We start from the raw sequence: 20,505 nt of genomic DNA, 5'->3' as shown, positions 1-20,505 counted from the left end.
TCAGTGCTCCTTGACGAGTTCGGCGTACGCGCCCCCGGCGGCGACCAGCTCGGCGTGGCGGCCGCGCTCCACGACCGTGCCCCGGTCGAGCACGACGATCTCGTCGCTGTCGCGCACCGTGCTCAGCCGGTGGGCGATGACCACGCAGGCGCAGCCGCGGCGCCGCAGATTGTCGATGATGACCTGCTCGGTCGCCGCGTCCAGGGCGCTGGTCACCTCGTCGAGGACCAGCACGCTGGGGCGGCGCACCAGCGCGCGGGCGATCTCCAGCCGCTGGCGCTGTCCGCCGGAGAAGTTGCGGCCGTCCTGCTCGACCCGGCTGTGGATGCCACCGGGCCGCCGGGCGACCACCTCGTACACCGACGCGTCCTCCAGGGCGGCCACGACGGCCTCGTCCGGGACGGAGGGATCCCACAGCGCGATGTTGTCGCGGACCGTGCCCTCGAAGAGGAAGACGTCCTGGTCGACGAAGGAGACGGAGGCGGCGAGCGCCCCGCGCGGGATGTCCTCCAGACGCATCCCGTCGATCCGGACGGCGCCCTCCCACGGGGCGTACAGTCCGGAGATCAGCCGGGACACGGTCGACTTGCCGCTGCCGGAACCGCCGACGAGCGCGACCTGCTGCCCGGGGCCGACCGAGAGCGAGAAGTCCTTCAGGAGCGGGGCGTCCAGGGGGCTGTAGCCGAAGGTGATCCCGTCCAGTTCCACATGGCCCGTCAGACGGCGGGTCCGGGCCGGTGGTTCGCGCCGGGTGTAGACGGGGTCGACGGGGAAGTTCTCGACGTCCTTGAGGCGGGCGACGTCGGCGGCGAAGTCCTGGATCCGGCCCGCCACGCCGTTGAGCCGGGTGATCGGCGCGGTGAAGCTGGTCACCAGGGCCTGGAAGGCGACGAGCAGACCGACCGAGAGATGACCCTCGACCGCCCGCAGCCCGCCGATCATCAGGATCAGCGCGCTGTTCAGCGCGGCAAGCGTCGGTGCCACGACGGCCAGCCAGGCGGTGGGCACGCCGAGCCGCTGCTGCACGTCGAGGGTGGTCGCGTGCTGGCCCGCCCAGCGCCGGAAGAAACCGTTCTCGCCGCCGGTCGCCTTCATCGTCTCGATGAGCTGCAGACCGCTGTACGCGGTGTTGGTCAGCCGGGCGCTCTCGGCGCGCAGCTTCTGCGTGCCGGTGGCCCGCAGCCCGATCACGATCCGCATGGCCACCACGTTGAGCAGCGCGATCAGCACGCCGACGACGGTGAGTTGCGGGTCGTACGACCAGAGCAGCACGGCGTAGAGCAGCACGACGACGGCGTCCACGCCCGCCGCGGCCAGGTCGCGGGCGAGGGTCTCGGCGACCGCGTCGTTGGTCTGCAGCCGCTGGACCAGGTCGGCCGGGTTGCGCTGGGCGTAGAAGGTGAGCGGGAGCCTGAGCAGATGACGCAGGAAGCGGGCGCTGCCCAGGGTGGAGGCGATGATCCTCCCGCGCAGCAGATTGGCCTGTTGCACGGCGGTCAGCGTCGCGGTGAGGACGAGGGTGGTCGCCATCGCCGCGAACAGCACGCTCAGCAGCGAGGTCTGGTTCCCGATGAGGAACATGTCGATGTACGTACGGCTCAGCGCGGGCACCCACGCGCCGACGACCACAAGCAGGAGGCTGGAGACGATGGCGGCGGCCATGGTGCCCGAGGTGCCGCGCAGCCGTTCCGGCAGGGCGCCCATGACGCCGGGCCTGCGCCCGCCGCGCCGGAACCCCGGGCCGGGTTCGAAGGTGAGCACGATCCCGGTGAAGCTGGTGTCGAACTCGTCCATGGGGACGAACCGGCGGCCCTTGCCGGGGTCGTTGACGTACACGCCGCTGCGCCCGAAGCGGCGCCCCATGCCGTCGTAGACGACGTAGTGGTTGAACTCCCAGAACAGGACGGCCGGGGCGGCCACCTCGGCGAGGGCGGCCAGATCCATCTGCATGCCCTTGGCCTGGAGGCCGTAGCCGCGCGCCGCCTTCAGGAGGTTGCTCGCCCGGGACCCGTCGCGGGAGACGCCGCAGGCGATGCGCAGCTCCTCCAGGGCGACGAAGCGGCCGTAGTGGCCGAGCACCATCGCGAGGGCGGCGGCCCCGCACTCGACGGCCTCCATCTGGAGCACCGTGGGGGTGCGCACGGTCCTGGTCCGGCGGCCCGTGGGGACGGGCGGGCGGCGGCGTCGCGCGGGCGGCAGCCGGCGCGCCGAGGCGCGGGCCTCGGCGCGGGAGCGGGCCCGCCCCTGCGGGGTCTCCGGCGGCGCGCTCACGGCAGCAGCCAGTCGACGGGGCGCTGCGCTGCGAGGCGGACGGCGGCCGTGACCGGCGTACCGGAGTCGAGCGCGTGCGGCGGGCCCTCCTCGGAGGACCAGGCGTAACCGGAGGTGGTGGCGGACGAGCGGTCGAGGGAGACGAGGACGGCGACCGGGTTGCCCTGCTGGGAGAACTGCGCGGCGAGCCCGCCGTCGCCGAGGAAGGAGCCGATCTGCGCCTTCGTCTGGGGCGTGCGGCTCACCGCCTTCACCTTGCCCCGCAGCACGCCGAACCGGCCGCGCGGGGCGGACTGGACGGCGAGGTCGACCGAGGCACCCACCTGGACCGTCGAGGCGCTGTCGCCGGGGAGGTACAGCATCGCGACCAGCGGGGCGTCCGGGTCGGTCACCCGCTCCACCGTCGCCACGTCCGCGCCGGTGGTGACGACCTGTCCCATCCGGGCGAACAGCGTGGTCACCCGGCCGCCGGCCACCGCGCGCACGGGCCGGTCACCCTTGTCCGTACGGACGGTCAGCACCGGCGCGCCGGGGGAGACGGGCCTGCCCTCCTCGACGAGGACCTCGGTGACCTGTCCGGCGACCGGACTCTGCAGCAGGTAGCTGCCCTCGGCGTGGGTCAGGACGCCGGGCGCGCTCAGCGTGGACGCGACCGTGCCGGTGAGGGCCCAGTAGCCCGCGACGGCCATGACGACGACCGTGACGGCCAGCACGAGACGTCCCTGGGGGCGGGCGAAACGCACGGGTACGTCGAGTTCTTCGGGTGATTGCAGCTTGGAAAGCGCCTTCTGGCGGAACTGCACGGACTATTCCCTCGACTGCATTCGGATCGGGCGGGCGCGCGGGTGCGCGGAAGGGGGGTGCCCACAAACCCCGGAACCGGGACGGTTCCGGGGTTCATGGGCGGTATTTCGGCTCAGAGGCTCTGAGGCTCAGAGGCCGGCGAGACCGGTGATGCCGGAGGTGTTCACCGAGACGCCGGTGAGGCCCTGGGCCAGGCCGGGGACGCCGGTGGCGATGGCCTCGACACCCTGGACCGTCTGGAGCGAACCGACGGTGCCGAGCAGGCCGGTGACGTCGCTGGTCGCGGCGCCGGCGAGGCCACCGGAGACGGAGACGAGACCGCCGGAAACGGCGTCGAGGTCGGCGTCGGAGATCTCGGCGGTCTCAATGTCGTGACGCATGATGCGCACCCTTCATTTGGTTGGGGGGAATCCGTTTCTGCGGCCGCAGGTGGCCGATCAAAGCATGCGAACGGGTGGCCGGACCAATTCGGTTGACGCTGACACGTGAATGGATGTGTCTCTAGGGAAACGGCCGTGCAGCCAATTTCACGGAACACCGACATCTTCTTCGCAGGATCGAGTAACACATTCCGGAGTGACGGAACGCCCGGGGAACCTAACGGACAGACCGGGGCCCACCGGGCGCGCCCCGTGCCGCCCCGGTCGAGGAACGGTGAAGGGGGCCGACGTCAACACGCGCACGTTGTGCAGATTTTCGGCAGGTGCGGGGGAGTGAACCCCTGCACAATGCGGGATGTGACCGATGACGACCCGTACCTGTGGCTGGAAGACGTCGAGGGCGAGGCCGCCCTGGCGTGGGTGGCCGAGCGCAATGCCGAGACCGCCGCGGCCCTCACCACCGACGACGGCTTCGCCGCCCTCAAGGAGCGGCTGCGGGAGGTGCTGGACGCGTCGGACCGCATTCCGTACACCACGCGGCGCGGCGCGTTCCTCTACAACTTCTGGCGGGACGCCGAGCACGTACGGGGGGTGTGGCGGCGGACGACGCTGGAGAGCTACCGCAAGGACGAACCCGACTGGGAGGTCCTCCTCGACATCGACGCGCTCGCCGCCGCCGAGGGCGAGAAGTGGCTCTGGGCCGGTGCGCGGGTGCGCCGGCCCGAGGACGACCTCGCGCTGGTGTGTCTGTCGCGCGACGGCGGAGACGCCGTGGAGGTCCGCGAGTTCGACCTCACCGCCCGGGAATTCGTCGGGGGCGGGTTCCGCGTGCCCGAGGCGAAGACCCGGATCGGCTGGATCGACGCCGACACCGTATTCGTCGGTACGGACCTCGGACCGGGTTCACTCACCGACTCCGGCTATCCCCGTACGGTCCGCCGATGGCGCCGCGGTACGCCCCTGGAGAGCGCTGCCGTGGTCTTCGAGGCCGAGCCCGGGGACGTGTCGGCCTGGGGGATGCGCGACACCACCCCAGGTTTCGAGCGGGATTTCGTCGGCCGCGCGACGGACTTCTTCCACAGCGAGACGTACCTCCTGACCGCCGACGGCGACCTCGTGAAGATCGACGTCCCCGACGACGCCCGGGCCTACGCCCACCGCCGGTACCTGATCGTCACCCTGAAGTCCGACTGGCTCGGACACCGGGCCGGCTCCCTGCTCGCCTTCGGTTTCGACGCCTTCCTGGCGGGCGACCGCACCGCGGAGGTGCTGTTCACCCCCGACGAGCGGACCGCTCTCGCCGGGCACTCATGGACCCGTCACCATCTCCTGCTGGAGACGATGCGCGACGTCAGCACCCACATCGAGATCCTCACCCCCACCCCTGGAGGCGGCGGTTGGGCGCGCGAGCCGCTCACCGACGTCCCGCCGCTCTCCGCCGTCACCGTCGTGGACACCGACCCCGACGCCTCCGACGAGTACTTCCTCGACGTGTCCGGGTTCCTGCAGCCCTCCACGCTCTACCGGGGCCGGATCGGCGGGGACACCGAGATCCTCAAGCAGTCCCCGGCGCGCTTCGCCACGGCCGGCCTCACGGTGGACCAGTTCTTCGCCACCTCCCAGGACGGCACGCGGGTGCCGTACTTCGTCGTCGGCCCCGACCGCGCGGCCGGCGGATCCGGTCCCGGGCCCACCCTCCTGTACGGCTACGGCGGCTTCGAGGTGTCGCTCACCCCCGGTTACGGAGCCGTGCGCGGCCGCGCCTGGCTGGAGCGCGGCGGCACGTACGTACTCGCCAACATCCGCGGCGGCGGGGAGTACGGCCCCGATTGGCACCAGGCCGCCCTCGGGGCGAACCGGCCGCGCGCCTTCGAGGACTTCGAGGCCGTCGCCGAGGACCTCGTCGCGCGCGGTATCACCACCCCGGCGATGCTCGGCGCGGCGGGAGGCAGCAACGGCGGGCTGCTCATGGGCGCGATGCTCACCCGCAGGCCCGAGCTGTTCGGCGCGATCGTCGCCCAGGTGCCGCTGCTCGACATGACCCGTTTCCACCGGCTCCTCGCGGGCGCGTCCTGGATCGCCGAGTACGGGGACCCGGACGACGAGGCCGACCTGCCCCACCTCCGCGCGCTCTCCCCCTATCACCGGCTCGCCGCCGACCGAAGCTACCCGCCCGTCCTGCTGATGACCTCCACCCGCGACGACCGCGTCCACCCCGGCCACGCCCGCAAGACGGCCGCACGGCTGCGCGAACTCGGCCACCGGGTACTGCTCCACGAGAACGTCGGCGGCGGCCACGCGGGCGCCGGCGACAACGAACAGGCCGCCCACAACAACGCCCTGACGCACACCTTCCTGTGGCAGCGACTCGGGGGGAGGTGAACACACCGCGAAGATTTTGTGCGGCCGGGGAGTGCCTTTATGGATTCCGGCCCCCGAGGTATGGTCGAGCCCGTCGCACGCCCGTGCCTTTGTCGAGAGCCGCATATAGCAGTGCTTTCTGGCGGACGGGGGTGTTTACCACGAATTCCGAAAGGGAGAGGGAAATCGGGGCACACTCGGACCCCATGTGCGAAGACCGACCGAAAGACGTTCGAGGCGAGGCAAACCGATGGATGGTCCGACCCCCACGTCGGCCGACAACGAGCGCTCAGGCGGCATAGGCCGGGACGGCGGCTGGTTCGGGCGAAGCCCGGGCACCACGCCCATCCGCACGACGCCCGCACCGCCCGCGCCCAGCCGGACGACGCCCCCGCCCGCGCCCCTTCGTACGGCACCCGCGCCCCCGCCCCGTCGGACGGCGCCGGAGCCGGCGCCCCCTCGTACGGCGCCGGAGCCCAGCCGTCCTGAGCCCAGCCGTCCTGAGCCCAGCCGCACGGCGCCCGAGCCGCCCGAGGACACGTCCGACGCCGCGCTGCTGCGCCGCACGCTCGCCGAGATCGAGCCGATCGCCGACACCGTCACCTCGCACTTCTACGCGCTGCTCTTCCTCAAGCACCCGGAAGTGCGCGACATGTTCCCGGTCGCGATGGACACCCAGCGCGACCGCCTCTTCACGGCGCTGCTCACCGCCGCGACGCATGTGGACGACCCCGCCACCCTGACCGCGTACCTCACCCGGCTCGGCCGGGGACACCGGAAGTACGGCACCCAGGCCGAGCACTATCCGGCCGTCGGCGAGTGCCTCATCGGCGCCCTCGCCCGCTACGCCCCGCGGAGCTGGGGACCGCGGACCGAAGCGGCCTGGGTCGGCGCCTACACCGCGATCTCCCAGATCATGATCGACGCGGCGGCCCAGGACGAGCTGCGCGCCCCCGCCTGGTGGCAGGCGGAAGTCGTCGCCCATGAGATGCGCACCCCGGACGTCGCCGTCGTGACCGTCCGCCCCGACCAGCCGTACCCCTTCCTCGCCGGGCAGTACACCGCCCTGGAGACCTCATGGTGGCCGCGCGTCTGGCGGCACTACTCCTTCGCCTCCGCGCCCCGCTCCGACGGACTGCTCTCCTTCCACGTCAAGGCCGTCCCGGCGGGCTGGGTCTCCAACGCCCTCGTGCACCGGGCCCGTCCCGGCCACGTCATCAGGCTCGGCGCGCCCATGGGCTCCATGACCGTGGACCACACCACCGACAACGGACTGCTCTGCCTCGGCGGCGGCACCGGCATAGCGCCCATCAAGGCCCTGGTCGAGGACGTGGCGCAGCACGGCAGACGGAGATCCGTCCAGGTCTTCTACGGGGCCCGCCGCGACCACGACCTGTACGACATCGACACCATGCTGCGGCTCCAGCAGTCGCACCCCTGGCTCTCGGTCCGGCCGGTCGTCGACGACGGCCCGGAGGGCGAGCTGTGCGGCCAACTTCCGGACGCCGTCTGCCAGTACGGGCCCTGGCACACCTACGACGCCTACCTCTCCGGGCCGCCCGGGATGATCCGCCGCGGCGTGGACACCCTGGTCGGCATCGGCATCCCCACCCACCGCATACGGCACGACTCCATCGAAGAACTGGTCGGGGCACGGAATTGAGCACTTTCGAACAGACCGGGTACCGGCAGCCGACTCCGGTCCGCGCCGTCCGCCCGGGCAGCGACGGCGAACACATGGTCCAGGAACGCATGGGGACCGCCGACCGCGCCGACAAGTTCTACGACGAGCAGGTCCTCGACCGGCTCAACCCGCGGATGCGCGAGTTCGTGGCCCGGCAGGAGATGTTCTTCCTGGCGACCGCCGACCGGCACGGGGAGTGCGACAACACCTTCCGGGCCGGCCCGCCCGGCTTCCTCCACGTCCTGGACGACCGGACCCTCGCGTACCCCGAGTACCGGGGCAACGGTGTGCACGCCAGCCTCGGCAACATCGAGGAGAACGCCCACGTCGGCCTCCTCATGATGGACTTCCTGCGGGACCGCATCGGGCTGCACGTGAACGGCCGGGCGCGGATCGTGCCGGACGACACCATGCGCGGCGCGCATCCGGGGCTGCCGTACGACCCCGTCCCCGGGCGGCGCGCCCTGGTGTGGGTGGAGGTCGCGGTCGAGGAGGCGTACATCCACTGCGCCAAGCACATCCCGCATCTCCAGAAGGTGGACCGGACCGGCGGCGGCCGCGCCTGGGGAACGGACGACTACCGGCGCAAGGGCGGCGACTTCTTCGGCTCCGCCGCCGACGCGACCGACCGAGGCCCCTACCTGCCCCCGCCGCGCGCGGACGCGGCGGCCTGGCGGGCGGAGGCGGAGAAGGTGCTGGAGCGGGCCGAGCAGCGCGCCGCCACCGAAGCCGAGGAGCGTGAGTTCCATGGCTGGTTCCGCAGAAACGTGACTGCCTGACGGGCACACCGGGAGGGGGTACGGACTCCGCGCCACCCGTTCGGACTCCGGCCCGCCCGCGTCCGCGCGGTGGCGGCGACCGATCGGCTTACGGTGGGCCGATGCGACCTGTTCCGCGGTGGGCTCTGGTCTCCTCGGGGTGCGCCCCTGTCCTGCTGGCCGGCGGCTGGCTGATCGCGGCCCGGCTCGAGGGACCCACGTACGACCCCGCCACCCAGACGATCAGCGTCCTGGCCGCCTACGGGGCCGAGGGGTTCTGGGTGATGACCGGTGCTCTGCTCGCCCTGGGCATCTGCCATTTGCTGACCGCCTGGGCGCTGCGCCCGGCCGCGCGGGCCGGACGGTTGACGCTGGCGGCCGGCGGGGTGACGGCCCTGGTGGTGGCGCTGCTTCCGGCGCCCAGCAGCGGAGGGTCCCTGCGCCACGGCTCGGTCGCCGCGATCGGCTTCGCGCTCCTGGCGATGTGGCCGGTCCTGGCCGCCCGGCGCCACGGAACCGCGCCCTGGGGGCTGCGGCCGGTGCCCGCGCTCACCGCGACCGGCCTGATGGCCCTCGGCGCGCTCTGGTTCCTGGTCGAGATCCACCGCGGGGGCACTCCCGGCGCCGCCGAACGCTTCGTGACCTGCATGCAGTCGGTGTGGCCCTTCGTGGTCGTCGCCTCCTGCCTCCGCTTCTCCGACCAGGACGTGGCCTCACGCTGACGGATCCGCGCCGGGAGAGGCGTCCCAGGCCTTCGCGAGACCCTCCAGCCAGACGGGCGGCAGCTCCGAGCTCTCCCACTCCTCCCGCAGCGCGGACGGTGCCGCGACGAGGCGTTCGAGGACGGCGACACTGCTGGGGGAGTGGAGCAGGGAGTACCGGCCGTGGATGGAGACGTCACTGCCGGGTCCGTACTCCGCGTACAGCCACGTCAGCCGTTCACGCCGGGCCTCGGCGAACTCGTCGAGGCGGCCGGTGTAGCCGGCCCGCTCGGCGGTGCTCATCGTGGACAGGACGGTGACGAGGACGTCGTCCGACATTTCGGGGTCGAGCTCCGAGACGTGCGAGAGCGTGAGATAGAGCTGGGTCACCGCCACCTTCGCCCGTTCCACCTCCACCCCGCCGACCGGCGGGTGGACGTGCGAGGTTTCGGGGACGGGCACCTCCGGGCCGAGGGCCTCCCGCACGGCGCGGTCGGCCCTGCGGAGCAGCGCGTCGCCGACGGTCCGGGCGCCGTCGAGCCACCCGGAGGCGTACCGCTGCCCCTGCCCCGCCGGGACGTTCGCCCCCGCCCCGGCGATCTCGCCGTACGCCTCCGCGAGGGCGCCCGCCTCGATGAGCGTGACGAGCTGCCCGGCCTCGTCCACGGGTACGCCCGTGCGGGCGAGGAGTTCGAGGAGGGTCGTCTTCGCGTTCATGACGTCGGCCGAGTGCAACAGGGTGGCCGGATGGGCGACGTTCATTCCGTGCGGCGGCGGGAGCTCCGAGTTCATGGTGCCCATGCTGCCCGAAGCGACCCTCCCGCAGGTGAACGCCGTCGGGACCGGATCCACCGGAATTCCGGCCCCGACGTTCGGCGGGTCCTACCAGGGCGCCGGTTGCGACGTCGCTCTCCCACGGGCGCCGAGTCCGGCGCCGATCACCCCGAGCGTGAGGGCGAGCACCGGAAAGATGCCGAGGGCGAAGATCAGGGCATCGGTCAGGTTCGCCCCGACGGGGGCACGTTCGCCGACCAGGAGCGTGCCGTCGATCGCGTACTGGCGCAACGCCGCCGGCAGCCAGAGGGCGTACGTGAGGGGCATGGCGACGGCCGCCGTCCAGACGGCGGCCTGCACCCCGGAGCGGAACGACCGGCCGCCGCGCCGCGCGGCGAAGGCCGGGATCAGGAAGACGGCGACCGGCGTGAGTGGAAGGACGACCACGAGCAACAGGACGAGTGCGAGGGGCGGTTCCGCGCCTTCCGTGCGGATCAGCAGCAGGAACCAGGCCACGAACAGAACGGCCGCGGTGGCCCCGAGGTGCGGCGCGAGCCGGTCCGTGCCCAGCCAACGGGGGGACGCGAGGGCGATCCACAGGCAACCGGCCAGGACGGCGGCGAGGTACACCGCCGCCGCAGGCGGTAGTTGCGCGGCCGCGGCCGGCTCCCGGCGCAGGAAGACCACGGTCACGGTGATCGCCGCTGCCACGCCCGCGGTCACCAGGAGGGTCGGTACGGGCACCGGCAGCCTCGGTCGGCGGGTGCGGGCGACGGCCAGGACCACCATCGCGCCGACGAGCCCGGTGAAGGTCGCCGCGAACACGTCGAGCCCCGGCACCGCGGCGCCGGCCATCGGCCCGACGGCCACCGTGGCGGCGACGACGGCCACGGTGACGAGAGCGAGCACCGGCCGTCCGCCTGCCGGTCGCAGCCACAGCGTGGCCCGGAGGCTGCTGAGCGCGAACCGCCACCGGTCCGACCGCCCCTCCACCCCGGCCAGTTCGGCGGCCATCGCCACGCCCCACTCGCGGCGGCCTGCGGGCAGGGCCGCGGCGGCGGCCGTGAGCAGCCGCTCGGGCCCGTCCATCGCTGCCATCCGGGCGCCGGTCGCGGACCACCAGTGGCGGAGGACGAACCGTGCGGCGAGGACCCACAGCAGCGGCGGGAGCACCAGCTGCGCGACGGCCGTGTCCGGTGTGGGCAGCGTATCGGCGGTCAGGAGAGCGACGACGAAGAAGGCCGCCCACACCGTGGCGATGGCACAGGTCGTGACGGTCTGAAAGGTACGCAGTGTCCAGCTCACGCCCCCTGCCACCCCGTCTTCAGCCGGGCCGGGCCGGAGGCCCTCTCGGTGGTGGGCTCGGGCGCGGGGGCGCCGGCGGCGAGCTCGGTGGCCAGCGCCCGGCCGGCCCCGGTCAGCCGGTACAGGTGGCGTGGCGGCCGGCCGGCCGGGACGTCGGATTCCCAGGCGGTCTCCAGCAGTTCCCGGTCGGTCAGGCGCATCAGGATCGGATACATCGAGCCGGGCTTGATGCCAAGGCCGCGGCAGAGCTCGTAGCCGTACCGCCAGGCGGCGGGCTGCTCCGCCAGCGCGAGCACCACGGCCGTGGTCTGCGCGGACGGGCGTCGGAAACGGGTCATGCCACTAACTCTATATAGATAGAGTTGGCGGACGGAAGCCGTGCGCGGGCGTCAGCCGAGGATCAGGGGATTGCCCGGGGCGAGCTTGTCCGAGATGCGCTCGGCGATCACCTCGGCCGTGTTGCCGTCGGGCGCGGTCGCGGTCTTGGTGGTGGAGACCGCGATGGCGAGCCCCTTCGACGGGAGATACGCCTGGATCGCCGCGTACCCGGAGAACGACGGGTTCTGGACCACCCATCCGTTGACCACGAGCACGCCGAGACCGAAGTGAGCGGCCTCCGTCTGCGTCAGGCAGATCGTGGCGGGACAGGTGTCGGTCGCGTGGCCGAGGCCGACCGTGCCCGGATCGAGCAGCGTGCGGTAGGAATCGGGCGAGAGGAGTTCACCGCTGCCTACGGCCTGCGCCGAGCGGGCCAGGTCGCAGATGTCGGTGGTGATCACCGCGCCGGGCGCCGTGGTCCACGACGGGTTCCAGAAGGTGGACTCCTCGTAGAGCCCACGTTCGGATGTGAAGGCGTGCAGGGCCGGGCGCGGGATCTCCGGGGTGAAGTTGTTCTGCGTGTCACGAAGGCCCAGGGGCTTCCAGACCCGCTCCTTCATGAAGGTGTCGATCCCGGCGCCGGTGATCTTCTCCAGGGCGAGGGAGAGCAGCAGGTAGTTGGCGTGGGAGTAGCTCCAGTTGGTCCCCGGCTCGTACCAGAACGGGTGACTCAGGGGGTACGCGAGCAGGTCGTTCGGGGTCCACGCGCGGAAGGGGCGGGCCTCCAGCTCGGCGAGGAACTTCGGGTCGGTGACGTAGTCGTGGAGGCCGGTGGTGTTGGTGGCCAGCATCCGCAGGGTGATCTTGTCGGCCTTGGGGAGGTCGGGCAGCCAGCGCTCCACGGTGTCGTCGAGCCGGACCTTGCCCTCCTCGACCAGCTGGAGCAGGCCCGTGGCGATGTGGGCGAAGGCCACGGATCCGGCGCGGAAATGCATGCCCGGCTCGGCCGGGACGCCGGTCATGGACTCGCCGAGCGCGTCGGTGACGACCTCGCGCCCGTCGACGGTGACCCGTACTTCCACGGAGTTCAGGTCGAGGTCGTCCTTGGCCTTGCGCGTGACGTCCAGGACCTGCCGGGCCTTCGGGTCGCGCGGGCGCTCGGTCCGCACGCAGTCGCGTCCGCCGCGACCGTCGGGGCCCTCGCCGAACGCGGGCGCGGCGGCGGTGGCCTGGACCGTGAGGCCGGCGAGGGCGGCGCAGAGGAGGGCCGCACGGGTGGCCGCACGAGCGCGCGGGCGCCTCGGGGTGGGGGTGTGTGTCATGCCCGCACTATGGCGGGAAGCTCCGCACGAACCGTCGGAACACTCCGTGCAGTGGGCTATACGGGCCCAAGCGGGGCAGAGCGTGTCCGCCAGGGGGCCGGGCCCACGCCCGAGGTGCGGGCCCGGCCTGTGGGCGGCGGGCTACCAGATCGCCTCAACCCACTCCGGGTGGTCGATGAACGGGTTGCGGTTGCTCTGGTAGGTCCCGAAGATGATGTCGTTCCGGCGCTCCTCGAAGGCGCTCGGCGGGTCCTGCTCGTTCCACTGCTTCAGGACCGAGAGCCGGCCGTGCCACGGGACGCTGCCGTTGGAGGTGGACTCGTTCGGCTCCAGGTCGGCCCAGGCGTCGTCACCCTCGTAGCGGACGGCCATGTAGAGGATCATGCGGGCCACATCGCCCTTGTCGGCGTTGCGCGGCTCGAAGGAGTTGGCGTCCGTGTAGCTGCCGGGCGCTCCGCTCACCGCGCTGCCGCCGAAGTCGAAGTCCTTGTTACCGCGAATGCTGTTGACCTGGACGTCGGCGGCGCGCAGGTGGTGCAGGTCCGTGCCGGGGCCGGCCGAGGTGCCGAAGTTGCCGTGGGACTGGGCCCACACATGCTCGCGGTTCCAGTCGCCCACGTCGCCGCCGTTGAGCGACTTGCTGCGCGAGGTGCCGCTGTAGAGCAGGATCACGTTGGCGCTGTTGTTCGGGTCCTGGTCGGTGACCTTGAGCGCGTTCCAGACGGCGTCGTACGAGATCCGCTTCTGGTTGCCGCTGATGATGGTGTGGAGCGCGGACTTGAGGCTCGGGCCGGTCTTGCCGATCGCGTTCTTGTAGTACGTGCTGTCGTACGCGGTGGTGGTGGCGCTCGCCGGCGTCGCGGCGACCGTGGGAAGCGTGAGGCCGACGAGCACGGCGGATATCGCCGCGGCCACGGCCTTCCATCTGCCTATGCGCAGAACGGACATGGGGGGACCTTTCGCGGGGGGCGGCACGCGCCGGCCGCGGCGATCTGCTCAACGCCGCGGCGATCTACGCGTGTTGACTTCGTGCAAGCGGGAGCGTCGCACGGGTTCGGGAGCCGTCGTGTAACCCGGAGAAGGCTTTTTCGTGACGTTCTCGCATACGGCACGGCCCGCCGCCGCTCCCCGCCACCGCGGCAACTCGCCCCGAAAGCCTGATCGGTATCGTGATCACTCCGGGCGCCCGCCCGGGGGCGCGGCCGTGGCTGTGGCCCGGTGTGAGGACGGATGGTGTGCTTGTGGAGGGATACGTGGTCGACTCACGCGTCGGCGGCCCCGCCGACCCGACCGTGTGTGTCATCGGCGCGGGCCTGTCGGGGCTTGCGACCGCGCACGCGCTGTCGGCCCGGGGGATCGACTTCGTCTGTCTGGAGAAGGCACCGGACGTGGGTGGCATCTGGCGTCAGCCGGGAGCCGGCGAACGGGGCCCGGCCTACCTGTCACTGCACCTGAACAACGCCAAAGAGCTCACCGGGTACACCGACTTTCCGATGCCGGCCGACATGCCCCTCTATCCGGGGCACCGCGAAGTCGCCACCTATCTGCGGTCGTTCGCCGAGTGGGCCGGACTGCTGGACCGCGTCGAACTGGGCACCGAAGTGCTCGCCGTGCGCCAGGACGGCGACGGCGCCTGGACGGTCACCAGCCGCGACGCGGGAGGAGAGGTGACGGAACGGCGCTTCCCGCATGTGGTCGTCGCCTCGGGCCACAACACCGAGGCGGTGCTGCCCCGGCCGCTTCCGCCCGGCGCCGACTCCTTCGCCGGATCGATTCTCCACTCGATGGACTACCTCGACGGCAGCGACTACGCGGGCCGGCGGGTCGTCGTCGTGGGCATGGGGGCCTCGGGCGTGGACATCGCGTCCGACCTGTCCCGGCACGCCGCGCGGACGCTGCTGTCCATCCGCCGTGCGTTGCACATCGTGCCCAAGCAGCTCTTCGGCATGTCCGTGGACCTGATCGCCGACGCGCCGTGGTGGCACGAGATGACCCTCCCCGAGAAGCGCGCCTTCGTCGGGCAGGCGCTGCTCGTGGCCCGTGGGCGGCTGTCGGACTACGGGCTGCCCGAGCCCGACCACCCGCTCTTCTCCTCGGCCGTGACCATCTCCGACGAGATCCTCAGCCGCATACGGCACGGCGGGGTGGTCCCCAAGCCCGAGATCGACCGCCTGGACGGCGACCGGGTGACCTTCACCGACGGCACCGTGGAGGAGGCGGACACGATCGTCTACTGCACCGGGTTCCGCATGGCCTTCCCCTTCCTGCCCGCGGGGTGTCCTACGGACGGGAAGGAGGGTGTCGTCGAGCTCTACAAGCGCGTGGTGGCACCCGGCCGGCCCGGCCTGTACTTCGTCGGCCTGATCCGTCCCGTGGGGGCGATCACGCGCCTGGTGGAGGCCCAGGCGCGTTGGGTGGCGCGGGCCGTCGAGGGCGAGGTCCCCCTGCCGACCGCGGACGTCATGCGCGACGAGATCGCCACGTACCTGAACGGCATCGAGGAGCGCTACGGTCGCACCCAAGGCGCCTCCGTCCAGGTGGATGTCGGCGCCTATCTGCAGGAACTCCGGGTGCCGCAGAACGTCTAGCGTCGGGTGGCGGGTGTCCCGGCGGACGCCCCGCGCCCGGGGGAGGACACGGCCGCGAGGGCCGGCGGCCTGACGTCGTACGCCTCCGAGGAGATGTAGGTCGTCACCCGCCGCGGCCTGCCCTCCTGGTGCGCGAGCCCCACGTACGCGATGAGGCCCACGCCGTCCCGCAGCCGTCGCGAGGTCACGGCGGACAGCGAGCGGACGAGCGGGTCGGGGTCCATGCCGTGCCGCCCGAGCACGGCCACCGCCCGGTCGAGGGACTCGCCGTCGTGCCGGGCGTAGTCGCGGACCGGGATGTAGAGCGTGAAGCCGCTCGGCCGGCCGCTCGCCGTCTCGGTGAAGGCGTGGCAGGACTGGACGGGACGGCGGTCGAGCCGCTGGTCCCGCCCTTCCGGGGACTCGGGCCCGTCGATGTCGTGGCCGGCCGCCAGGCGGAAGAACGACGCGATCTCCGCCGGACCGGGACCACCGTCCACCCGGGAGAGGTCCGCCGCCTCCGCGGCCGACAGGTCGTGGTGCGCGAGGTAGACCTTCACCCGGGGCTCGTCCCAGTCGCCCAGATCCAGGGCGAAGAACAGCAGACGGTCGCCCTCGGGCAGCGAAGCGAACGCCCGCCGGTGGCCGAGCCGGCGCAGGGCCTCCCGTACCGTGTCGGCGGAACGTTCCTGCCCGGACGCCGCCGGGTTCAGATACACCTTGATCCTGGGCACGCCGCCGGGGACCAGCTCCAGGGCGCACCAGAGCGCCAGCGGCCCCCGCGGGTTCGGTGGGAAGAACAGGTCTTCCAGGTCGTCGAGGCGCGAGGTGTCGACACCCCAGCGCCGCGCCATCTCTCGGACGGCCCGAAGCCCCCTGCGGCCGTTCTGCGCGAGGCCGGGGGCGCCGCATCCCGGCTCGATCAGTACCCGCAGCGTCGGGTTCCCATCCGGTGTGAGGGCGAGCGAGAACTCCACCGGCGTGTGGTCGTCCGAGAGGAACGAGTCGTCCGGGGCGGGCAATTCGAGCGGCCGCTCGCCGATCGGGCCCAGTGCCGAGAGCAGCGTCCGCGCGTACTCGGCGGAGTCGGACCCGCTCAACCCCGCGGCCTCGCAGAGCCGCAGGGTCTGTCTCGCGGTGTGACCGCCGAGCGTCTCCGTAACGCGTGAGAGAGCCCAGGAAGATACCCGCCCGGAGGGGCGGGTATCGAGGGGGTCGAACGGGGTGGAGCCTGGAACAAAACCGGTATCAGTGGATATGTGGTCCACGACACTTCCTTCGCCTCATGAGCACGCCTGAACAACGCCGTGCTCACTACCCCCGTGGGAAAGCGTTCATGCCCTGGCGGGAGACAACGGGAGTTGCGTCTGTCACTTCGCCAGCCAGGTGAGGAACTGGCTCCACATTCCCCCGCGTTCGCGCTTGCGACCCGCCTCCGCCTCCTCCGGGCGCGCGGGCGCCTCGGGGTGCGCCTGCGCGGTGTTCCGGCGCACGGTCTCGACCGGCGTGAACCGGGCGGGCAGCACGGCGAGGCCTCGGTTGAACGGGCCCGGGCGCCAGACGAGGCTCTCCTCCGGCACCGCGAGTTCGACATCGGGGAGCCGGTTGAGGAGGTTCTCGATGGCGGTGACGGTGATCTGCCGGGCGGGGTCCTTGGACGGGCACGCGTGCGGGCCCGCGCTCCACGCCAGATGGGCCCGGTTGCTGCCGGACTGGCGCGCGGCCGTCAGCGCCGGCCCCGTGTTGGCGGCCGCGAAGCTGACCAGCACGAGATCGCCCGCGCGCAGCTTCTGCCCGGCGAACTCCATGTCGGCCGCCGGATAGTGCGCCGCGAGGTTCTGCATGGGCGGGTTCTCCCACAGCGTGTCGTCGATCGCCTCGTCGATCAGCCCGCCCTTGTGGGCGTACGCGTCATGGGTGAGCAGCCGGTGCAGGGTGTTGCCGATGAGGTTCCGCAGCGGTTCGTTGCCCGCTATGAGGAGGAGCGCGATCTGATGGACCATCTCCTCGTCGGTCAGCTGCGCCGAGTGCTGCATCAGCCACGACGGGACGTCCTCGCCCGGCCGGGCACGCTTCAGCGCCACGAGTTCGCCGACGGCACCGAACAGGACCTCGACCGCCCGTTCGGCGTTGACGCCGTCGAACATGCCCCTGATGCCGAACAGCACGCGGTCGCCGATGTCGGCCGGGCAGCCGAAGAGTTCGTTGAAGACGAGGAGCGGCAGCTGCTTGGCGTAGTCGCCGAGCAGATCGGCGGAGCCGCGGGCGCCGAACTGCGAGATGAGGTACTCGGAGACCTGTTCCGTGATGCGGCCCAGCTTGCGCGAGTCGACGCGCGCCATGCTGTCCGTGATCGCCTGCCGCAGCCGCAGGTGCTCGGCGCCGTCGCTGAACATGCAGGTGGGCCGGTACGCCAGCACCGGAACGACCGGGTTGTCCGGGCTGATGTGGCCCTCGTTGAGATCCCGCCAGCGGCGCGCGTCCTTGCGGAAGGAGCCCGAGTCCTGGAGGAGCTGCAGCGCCGTCGCGTAGTCCGTGACGAGGGTGGCCTCCACCCCCGGAGCGAGCTCCACGGGCGCCGTCGGGCCGAAGTGGCGCAGATACGCGTAGTACGCCTGCGGATCCGCCTGGAACTCCGGCCCGTGCAGCGGTACCCGGCCGCCGTCGGCGTGGGCGGGACACCCGGGCGGAGGTACGGGGGTGGTGGGTCGAGCTTCCATGTCTTTTCCTAGGGGGCGCGTTCGAGCAAGTAGCGGACGAGGGTGATCAGGGCGTCGGCGGAGGACTTCTCGTCGCGCGCGTCGCAGGTGACGATCGGTGTGTCGTCGAGCAGGTCCAGCGCCTCGCGCAGCGCCCGGTCCTCGCGGTCCCGCGTGCCGTCGAAGTGGTTGACGGCGATCGCGTAGTCGAGGCCGTACTGCTCGATCAGGTCGATGACGGCGAAGGAGTCCGCGAGCCGCTCGGGATCGACGAGCACGAGCGCGCCGAGCGCGCCGCGTGCCATGTCCTCCCACATCTGGACGAAACGCTGCTGACCGGGCGTCCCGAACAGGTACAGCACGACCCGGTCGCTGATGGTCAGCCGGCCGAAGTCCATGGCCACCGTGGTGGTGGTCTTGGACCGGACGCCCTTGAGGTCGTCGAAGGACTCGCCGGCGCGGGTCATCGTCTCCTCGGTGGTCAGCGGAGGGATCTCCGAAATCGCACCGATGAACGTGGTCTTGCCGACGGCGAAGTGGCCGACGACGAGGATCTTGACGGCGGTCTGCGTCGCGCCGTCCCGAACGTACGCCTGCTCACCCAAACTTGGCGCGGAGCCCATTCAGGACCTCCTCGAGGATGTCTCGGTCCGCGAGCGCGGCACGCTGCACGGGAGGGCGGGTGATGAGGTAGCCGCCCTCGGTGAGGGCGGAGAGCAGGATCCGCACCACGCCGATCGGCAGCCGGGTGTGGCCCGCGACCTCGGCGACCGAGAGATAGCCGGCGGTGCACAGGTCCAGCAGGCTCTGCTCCTCGGGGGAGAGCCTGGTCGGGCGCTGCTGGTGGTCGGCCGACGCGGTGACCAGGGTCACCAGGGACAGCTGCTCCTCGTCGGGCAGACCGCGCCCCTTGGTGATGACGTACGGACGGACTAACTCCGCCGCCTCGGGCTCCCGTTCGTCGAATCGGCTCATGAGCGGACGCCGAGGTTCTCGCGCGGCGGGGTCGTCAGGGCCTTGCCCAGCTGACCGACGAGCTGCTGCATCCGGAAGGTGATGTCCTGCATGTCGACGTCCGGCGAGGCCGAGACACCGAGATAGGCGCCCTCACCCGCGGAGATCAGGAAGACCCAGCCGCCGTCGAACTCGACCAGCGTCTGACGCCACTGCAGTCGCCCCGGCTCGACGAAGAATCCGAGCGAGCGGCTGAGCGACTGCATGCCGCTCATCGCGGCGGCGACGGTGTCCGCGTTGTCCTTCTCGAAGTCCCTCGTCCGGGCCATCAGCAGGCCGTCCGCGGAGACCAGGACCGCGTGCAGGGCCCCGGGTATCTCCAAGGCGCTGTCAAGCATCCATGACAGATCGTCGTTCACGAGACCTCATGCCCTTCGCTGCTCGCATCACGTGTGCCGCTCGATTGGTCCGCCGAGTCCGGGCGGGCGGCCCGACCGGACTGCGTGCCCCGCTGGAAGGCCCCCATGATCGCGGCGGTCTCCGCACCGGAGCGCGACGGCGCGGCCGCGGCCGGCTCGCCGCCGGGCACGATGGCCATCGGCCGCTTGCGGCGGCGCCGCGGCAGACCGTCGTCGGTGGTGGCCGTGGCCGCCACGGGCGCGGGGCCGCTCGGCTCCGTCACCACCGCGGCCGCGGTGGCGGCCGGCGCGGGGGCCGGGGCCTTCTTCTCCGGCATTCCGGTGAGCAGGTCGTGCGGCACGAGGAGAACGCCGCGGACGCCTCCGTACGGAGAGCTGGAATCCACGGACACCTCGAATCCGAAGCGCTCACAGAGCACACCGATCACGGCGAAACCGAACTGTGGCGGGCTGCCGAGTCCGGAGACACCGGAGACCCGCTCGGTCGACAGGAGTTTCTCGGCCCGGGCCCGCTCCTCGTCGTTCATTCCGACACCGGCGTCGTCGACGACGATGCAAATGCCCTTGGGCACGGTACGGATATTGATCTCGACCACCGTGTCCGGGCTGGAATAGCTGGTGGCGTTGTCGAGAAGTTCGGCGAGTGCCAGCGCGACCGGTTCGACGGCGCGGCTGGTGATGCCGAAGTCGACCTGCGAGAGGATCTCCACGCGCCGGAAGTGCCGGATCCGGCCCTGGGCGCTGCGGACCACGTCATATACCGAGGCGATCTCGCGGTGACGGCCGAGCCAGCCGTCGCACAGCACGGCGATGGACTGGGCGCGCCGGCCGAACTGCGAGTTCGTGTGGTCGATTTCCAGGAGGTCCCGCAGAATGACGGAGTCGCCGTACTTGTTCTGCAGTCCGGAGATGACCAACTGCTGTTCGGCGGCGAGACCCTGGAGCGTCCGCATCGCGGACTTGAGGACCGACTTGGTCGAGTCCTGGGCTCGTTCCTTCTCGTCCTCGACGGATTTCGAGTAGCTGTTCTCCAACTCGGAGTAGTGGGCCTTGAGCTCCTCGGCGGCCTGCCGTAAAGTCCGTATCGCCTTGCGCTGGCGAACAATTACGGCTACGGCGCCAATGGTGGCTGCCACGAGGACCCAGAGGACTGGGTTCTGTACGTAAGACGTCATAAGGCTCTCTTCA

At 71.5% G+C, this 20,505-nt stretch carries 19 protein-coding genes; 5 read left to right on the top strand and 14 right to left on the bottom strand.

The window, feature by feature from the left end:
- The 3 genes from Q5762_RS01785 to Q5762_RS01775 all read right to left on the bottom strand — a co-directional run bounded on the left by Q5762_RS01785 (position 1) and on the right by Q5762_RS01775 (position 3,455).
- On the bottom strand, positions 1 to 2,271 hold the full coding sequence (locus Q5762_RS01785; protein ID WP_399494199.1) for an NHLP family bacteriocin export ABC transporter peptidase/permease/ATPase subunit: 2,271 nt from the start codon (positions 2,269 to 2,271) through the stop codon (positions 1 to 3).
- Positions 2,268 to 3,074 (bottom strand): HlyD family efflux transporter periplasmic adaptor subunit, encoded by an 807-nt coding sequence (locus tag Q5762_RS01780; RefSeq protein WP_315890080.1) that lies wholly within the window; start codon positions 3,072 to 3,074, stop codon positions 2,268 to 2,270. The genes Q5762_RS01785 and Q5762_RS01780 overlap by 4 nt, the downstream gene beginning before the upstream one ends.
- Positions 3,075 to 3,203: 129 nt before the next feature.
- Complete coding sequence (locus tag Q5762_RS01775; protein WP_315890079.1) at positions 3,204 to 3,455, bottom strand: hypothetical protein; 252 nt, start codon at positions 3,453 to 3,455, stop codon at positions 3,204 to 3,206.
- 348 nt (positions 3,456 to 3,803) lie between these two features.
- On the opposite strand from Q5762_RS01775, the gene Q5762_RS01770 reads away from it, so the two are divergent.
- The 4 genes from Q5762_RS01770 to Q5762_RS01755 all read left to right on the top strand — a co-directional run bounded on the left by Q5762_RS01770 (position 3,804) and on the right by Q5762_RS01755 (position 8,980).
- Positions 3,804 to 5,837: a prolyl oligopeptidase family serine peptidase gene (locus Q5762_RS01770; RefSeq protein ID WP_315890247.1), complete on the top strand. Its 2,034-nt coding sequence runs from the start codon at positions 3,804 to 3,806 to the stop codon at positions 5,835 to 5,837.
- A gap of 229 nt (positions 5,838 to 6,066) precedes the next feature.
- A complete protein-coding gene (locus Q5762_RS01765) occupies positions 6,067 to 7,479 on the top strand; it encodes a globin domain-containing protein (protein ID WP_315890078.1) in 1,413 nt (470 codons plus the stop codon).
- A complete protein-coding gene (locus Q5762_RS01760) occupies positions 7,476 to 8,279 on the top strand; it encodes a pyridoxamine 5'-phosphate oxidase family protein (RefSeq protein ID WP_399494196.1) in 804 nt (267 codons plus the stop codon). Before Q5762_RS01765 ends, Q5762_RS01760 begins: the two co-directional genes overlap by 4 nt.
- Positions 8,280 to 8,380: 101 nt before the next feature.
- A complete protein-coding gene (locus tag Q5762_RS01755; protein ID WP_315890077.1) occupies positions 8,381 to 8,980 on the top strand; it encodes a DUF998 domain-containing protein in 600 nt (199 codons plus the stop codon).
- Here the strand turns inward: Q5762_RS01755 and Q5762_RS01750 are convergent.
- The 5 genes from Q5762_RS01750 to Q5762_RS01730 all read right to left on the bottom strand — a co-directional run bounded on the left by Q5762_RS01750 (position 8,972) and on the right by Q5762_RS01730 (position 13,626).
- Complete coding sequence (locus Q5762_RS01750; RefSeq protein WP_315890076.1) at positions 8,972 to 9,751, bottom strand: hypothetical protein; 780 nt, start codon at positions 9,749 to 9,751, stop codon at positions 8,972 to 8,974. The genes Q5762_RS01755 and Q5762_RS01750 overlap by 9 nt on opposite strands.
- Positions 9,752 to 9,841: 90 nt before the next feature.
- On the bottom strand, positions 9,842 to 11,038 hold the full coding sequence (locus tag Q5762_RS01745) for a hypothetical protein (protein WP_315890075.1): 1,197 nt from the start codon (positions 11,036 to 11,038) through the stop codon (positions 9,842 to 9,844).
- Positions 11,035 to 11,376, bottom strand: coding sequence for a helix-turn-helix transcriptional regulator (locus tag Q5762_RS01740; RefSeq protein ID WP_315890074.1), 342 nt, complete (start codon positions 11,374 to 11,376; stop codon positions 11,035 to 11,037). The genes Q5762_RS01745 and Q5762_RS01740 overlap by 4 nt, the downstream gene beginning before the upstream one ends.
- 51 nt (positions 11,377 to 11,427) lie before the next feature.
- Positions 11,428 to 12,678, bottom strand: a complete 1,251-nt coding sequence (locus Q5762_RS01735; RefSeq protein WP_315890073.1) for a serine hydrolase domain-containing protein — start codon at positions 12,676 to 12,678, stop codon at positions 11,428 to 11,430.
- A 141-nt stretch (positions 12,679 to 12,819) separates the two neighbouring features.
- Complete coding sequence (locus Q5762_RS01730; protein WP_315890072.1) at positions 12,820 to 13,626, bottom strand: endonuclease; 807 nt, start codon at positions 13,624 to 13,626, stop codon at positions 12,820 to 12,822.
- A 305-nt stretch (positions 13,627 to 13,931) separates the two neighbouring features.
- Here Q5762_RS01730 and Q5762_RS01725 point away from each other — a divergent pair, with 305 nt between their 5' ends.
- A complete protein-coding gene (locus Q5762_RS01725) occupies positions 13,932 to 15,266 on the top strand; it encodes an FAD-dependent oxidoreductase (protein ID WP_315890071.1) in 1,335 nt (444 codons plus the stop codon).
- Here the strand turns inward: Q5762_RS01725 and Q5762_RS01720 are convergent.
- From Q5762_RS01720 to Q5762_RS01695, 6 genes are all read right to left on the bottom strand, one after another.
- On the bottom strand, positions 15,263 to 16,369 hold the full coding sequence (locus tag Q5762_RS01720; protein ID WP_399494266.1) for a tryptophan dimethylallyltransferase family protein: 1,107 nt from the start codon (positions 16,367 to 16,369) through the stop codon (positions 15,263 to 15,265). The genes Q5762_RS01725 and Q5762_RS01720 overlap by 4 nt on opposite strands.
- 246 nt (positions 16,370 to 16,615) lie before the next feature.
- Positions 16,616 to 17,965 (bottom strand): cytochrome P450, encoded by a 1,350-nt coding sequence (locus Q5762_RS01715; protein WP_315890069.1) that lies wholly within the window; start codon positions 17,963 to 17,965, stop codon positions 16,616 to 16,618.
- A gap of 8 nt (positions 17,966 to 17,973) precedes the next feature.
- Entirely contained in the window at positions 17,974 to 18,567 is a 594-nt protein-coding gene (locus Q5762_RS01710) for an ATP/GTP-binding protein (RefSeq protein WP_315890068.1), read from the bottom strand.
- A complete protein-coding gene (locus Q5762_RS01705; protein ID WP_315890067.1) occupies positions 18,542 to 18,919 on the bottom strand; it encodes a DUF742 domain-containing protein in 378 nt (125 codons plus the stop codon). Before Q5762_RS01705 ends, Q5762_RS01710 begins: the two co-directional genes overlap by 26 nt.
- Positions 18,916 to 19,317 (bottom strand): roadblock/LC7 domain-containing protein, encoded by a 402-nt coding sequence (locus Q5762_RS01700; RefSeq protein ID WP_315890066.1) that lies wholly within the window; start codon positions 19,315 to 19,317, stop codon positions 18,916 to 18,918. Before Q5762_RS01700 ends, Q5762_RS01705 begins: the two co-directional genes overlap by 4 nt.
- Positions 19,314 to 20,492: an ATP-binding protein gene (locus tag Q5762_RS01695; protein ID WP_315890065.1), complete on the bottom strand. Its 1,179-nt coding sequence runs from the start codon at positions 20,490 to 20,492 to the stop codon at positions 19,314 to 19,316. The genes Q5762_RS01700 and Q5762_RS01695 overlap by 4 nt, the downstream gene beginning before the upstream one ends.
- Between the last annotated feature and the right edge of the window lie 13 nt (positions 20,493 to 20,505).

Source organism: Streptomyces sp. P9(2023), assembly GCF_032436795.1.
Classification (GTDB): Bacteria; Actinomycetota; Actinomycetes; order Streptomycetales; family Streptomycetaceae; genus Streptomyces.
The sequence above is the reverse complement of the archived record's forward strand: the minus strand, read 5'-3'. Positions and strand labels throughout refer to the sequence as shown.

Coding starts and splice junctions, on each gene's coding strand:
- Q5762_RS01755 (WP_315890077.1), top strand. CDS start 8,381: ATGCGACCTGTTCCGCGGTGGGCTCTGGTCTCCTCGGGGTGCGCCCCT.
- Q5762_RS01715 (WP_315890069.1), bottom strand. CDS start 17,965: ATGGAAGCTCGACCCACCACCCCCGTACCTCCGCCCGGGTGTCCCGCC.
- Q5762_RS01730 (WP_315890072.1), bottom strand. CDS start 13,626: ATGTCCGTTCTGCGCATAGGCAGATGGAAGGCCGTGGCCGCGGCGATA.
- Q5762_RS01695 (WP_315890065.1), bottom strand. CDS start 20,492: ATGACGTCTTACGTACAGAACCCAGTCCTCTGGGTCCTCGTGGCAGCC.
- Q5762_RS01710 (WP_315890068.1), bottom strand. CDS start 18,567: ATGGGCTCCGCGCCAAGTTTGGGTGAGCAGGCGTACGTTCGGGACGGC.
- Q5762_RS01765 (WP_315890078.1), top strand. CDS start 6,067: ATGGATGGTCCGACCCCCACGTCGGCCGACAACGAGCGCTCAGGCGGC.
- Q5762_RS01750 (WP_315890076.1), bottom strand. CDS start 9,751: ATGAACTCGGAGCTCCCGCCGCCGCACGGAATGAACGTCGCCCATCCG.
- Q5762_RS01770 (WP_315890247.1), top strand. CDS start 3,804: ATGCGGGATGTGACCGATGACGACCCGTACCTGTGGCTGGAAGACGTC.
- Q5762_RS01775 (WP_315890079.1), bottom strand. CDS start 3,455: ATGCGTCACGACATTGAGACCGCCGAGATCTCCGACGCCGACCTCGAC.
- Q5762_RS01705 (WP_315890067.1), bottom strand. CDS start 18,919: ATGAGCCGATTCGACGAACGGGAGCCCGAGGCGGCGGAGTTAGTCCGT.
- Q5762_RS01740 (WP_315890074.1), bottom strand. CDS start 11,376: ATGACCCGTTTCCGACGCCCGTCCGCGCAGACCACGGCCGTGGTGCTC.
- Q5762_RS01735 (WP_315890073.1), bottom strand. CDS start 12,678: ATGACACACACCCCCACCCCGAGGCGCCCGCGCGCTCGTGCGGCCACC.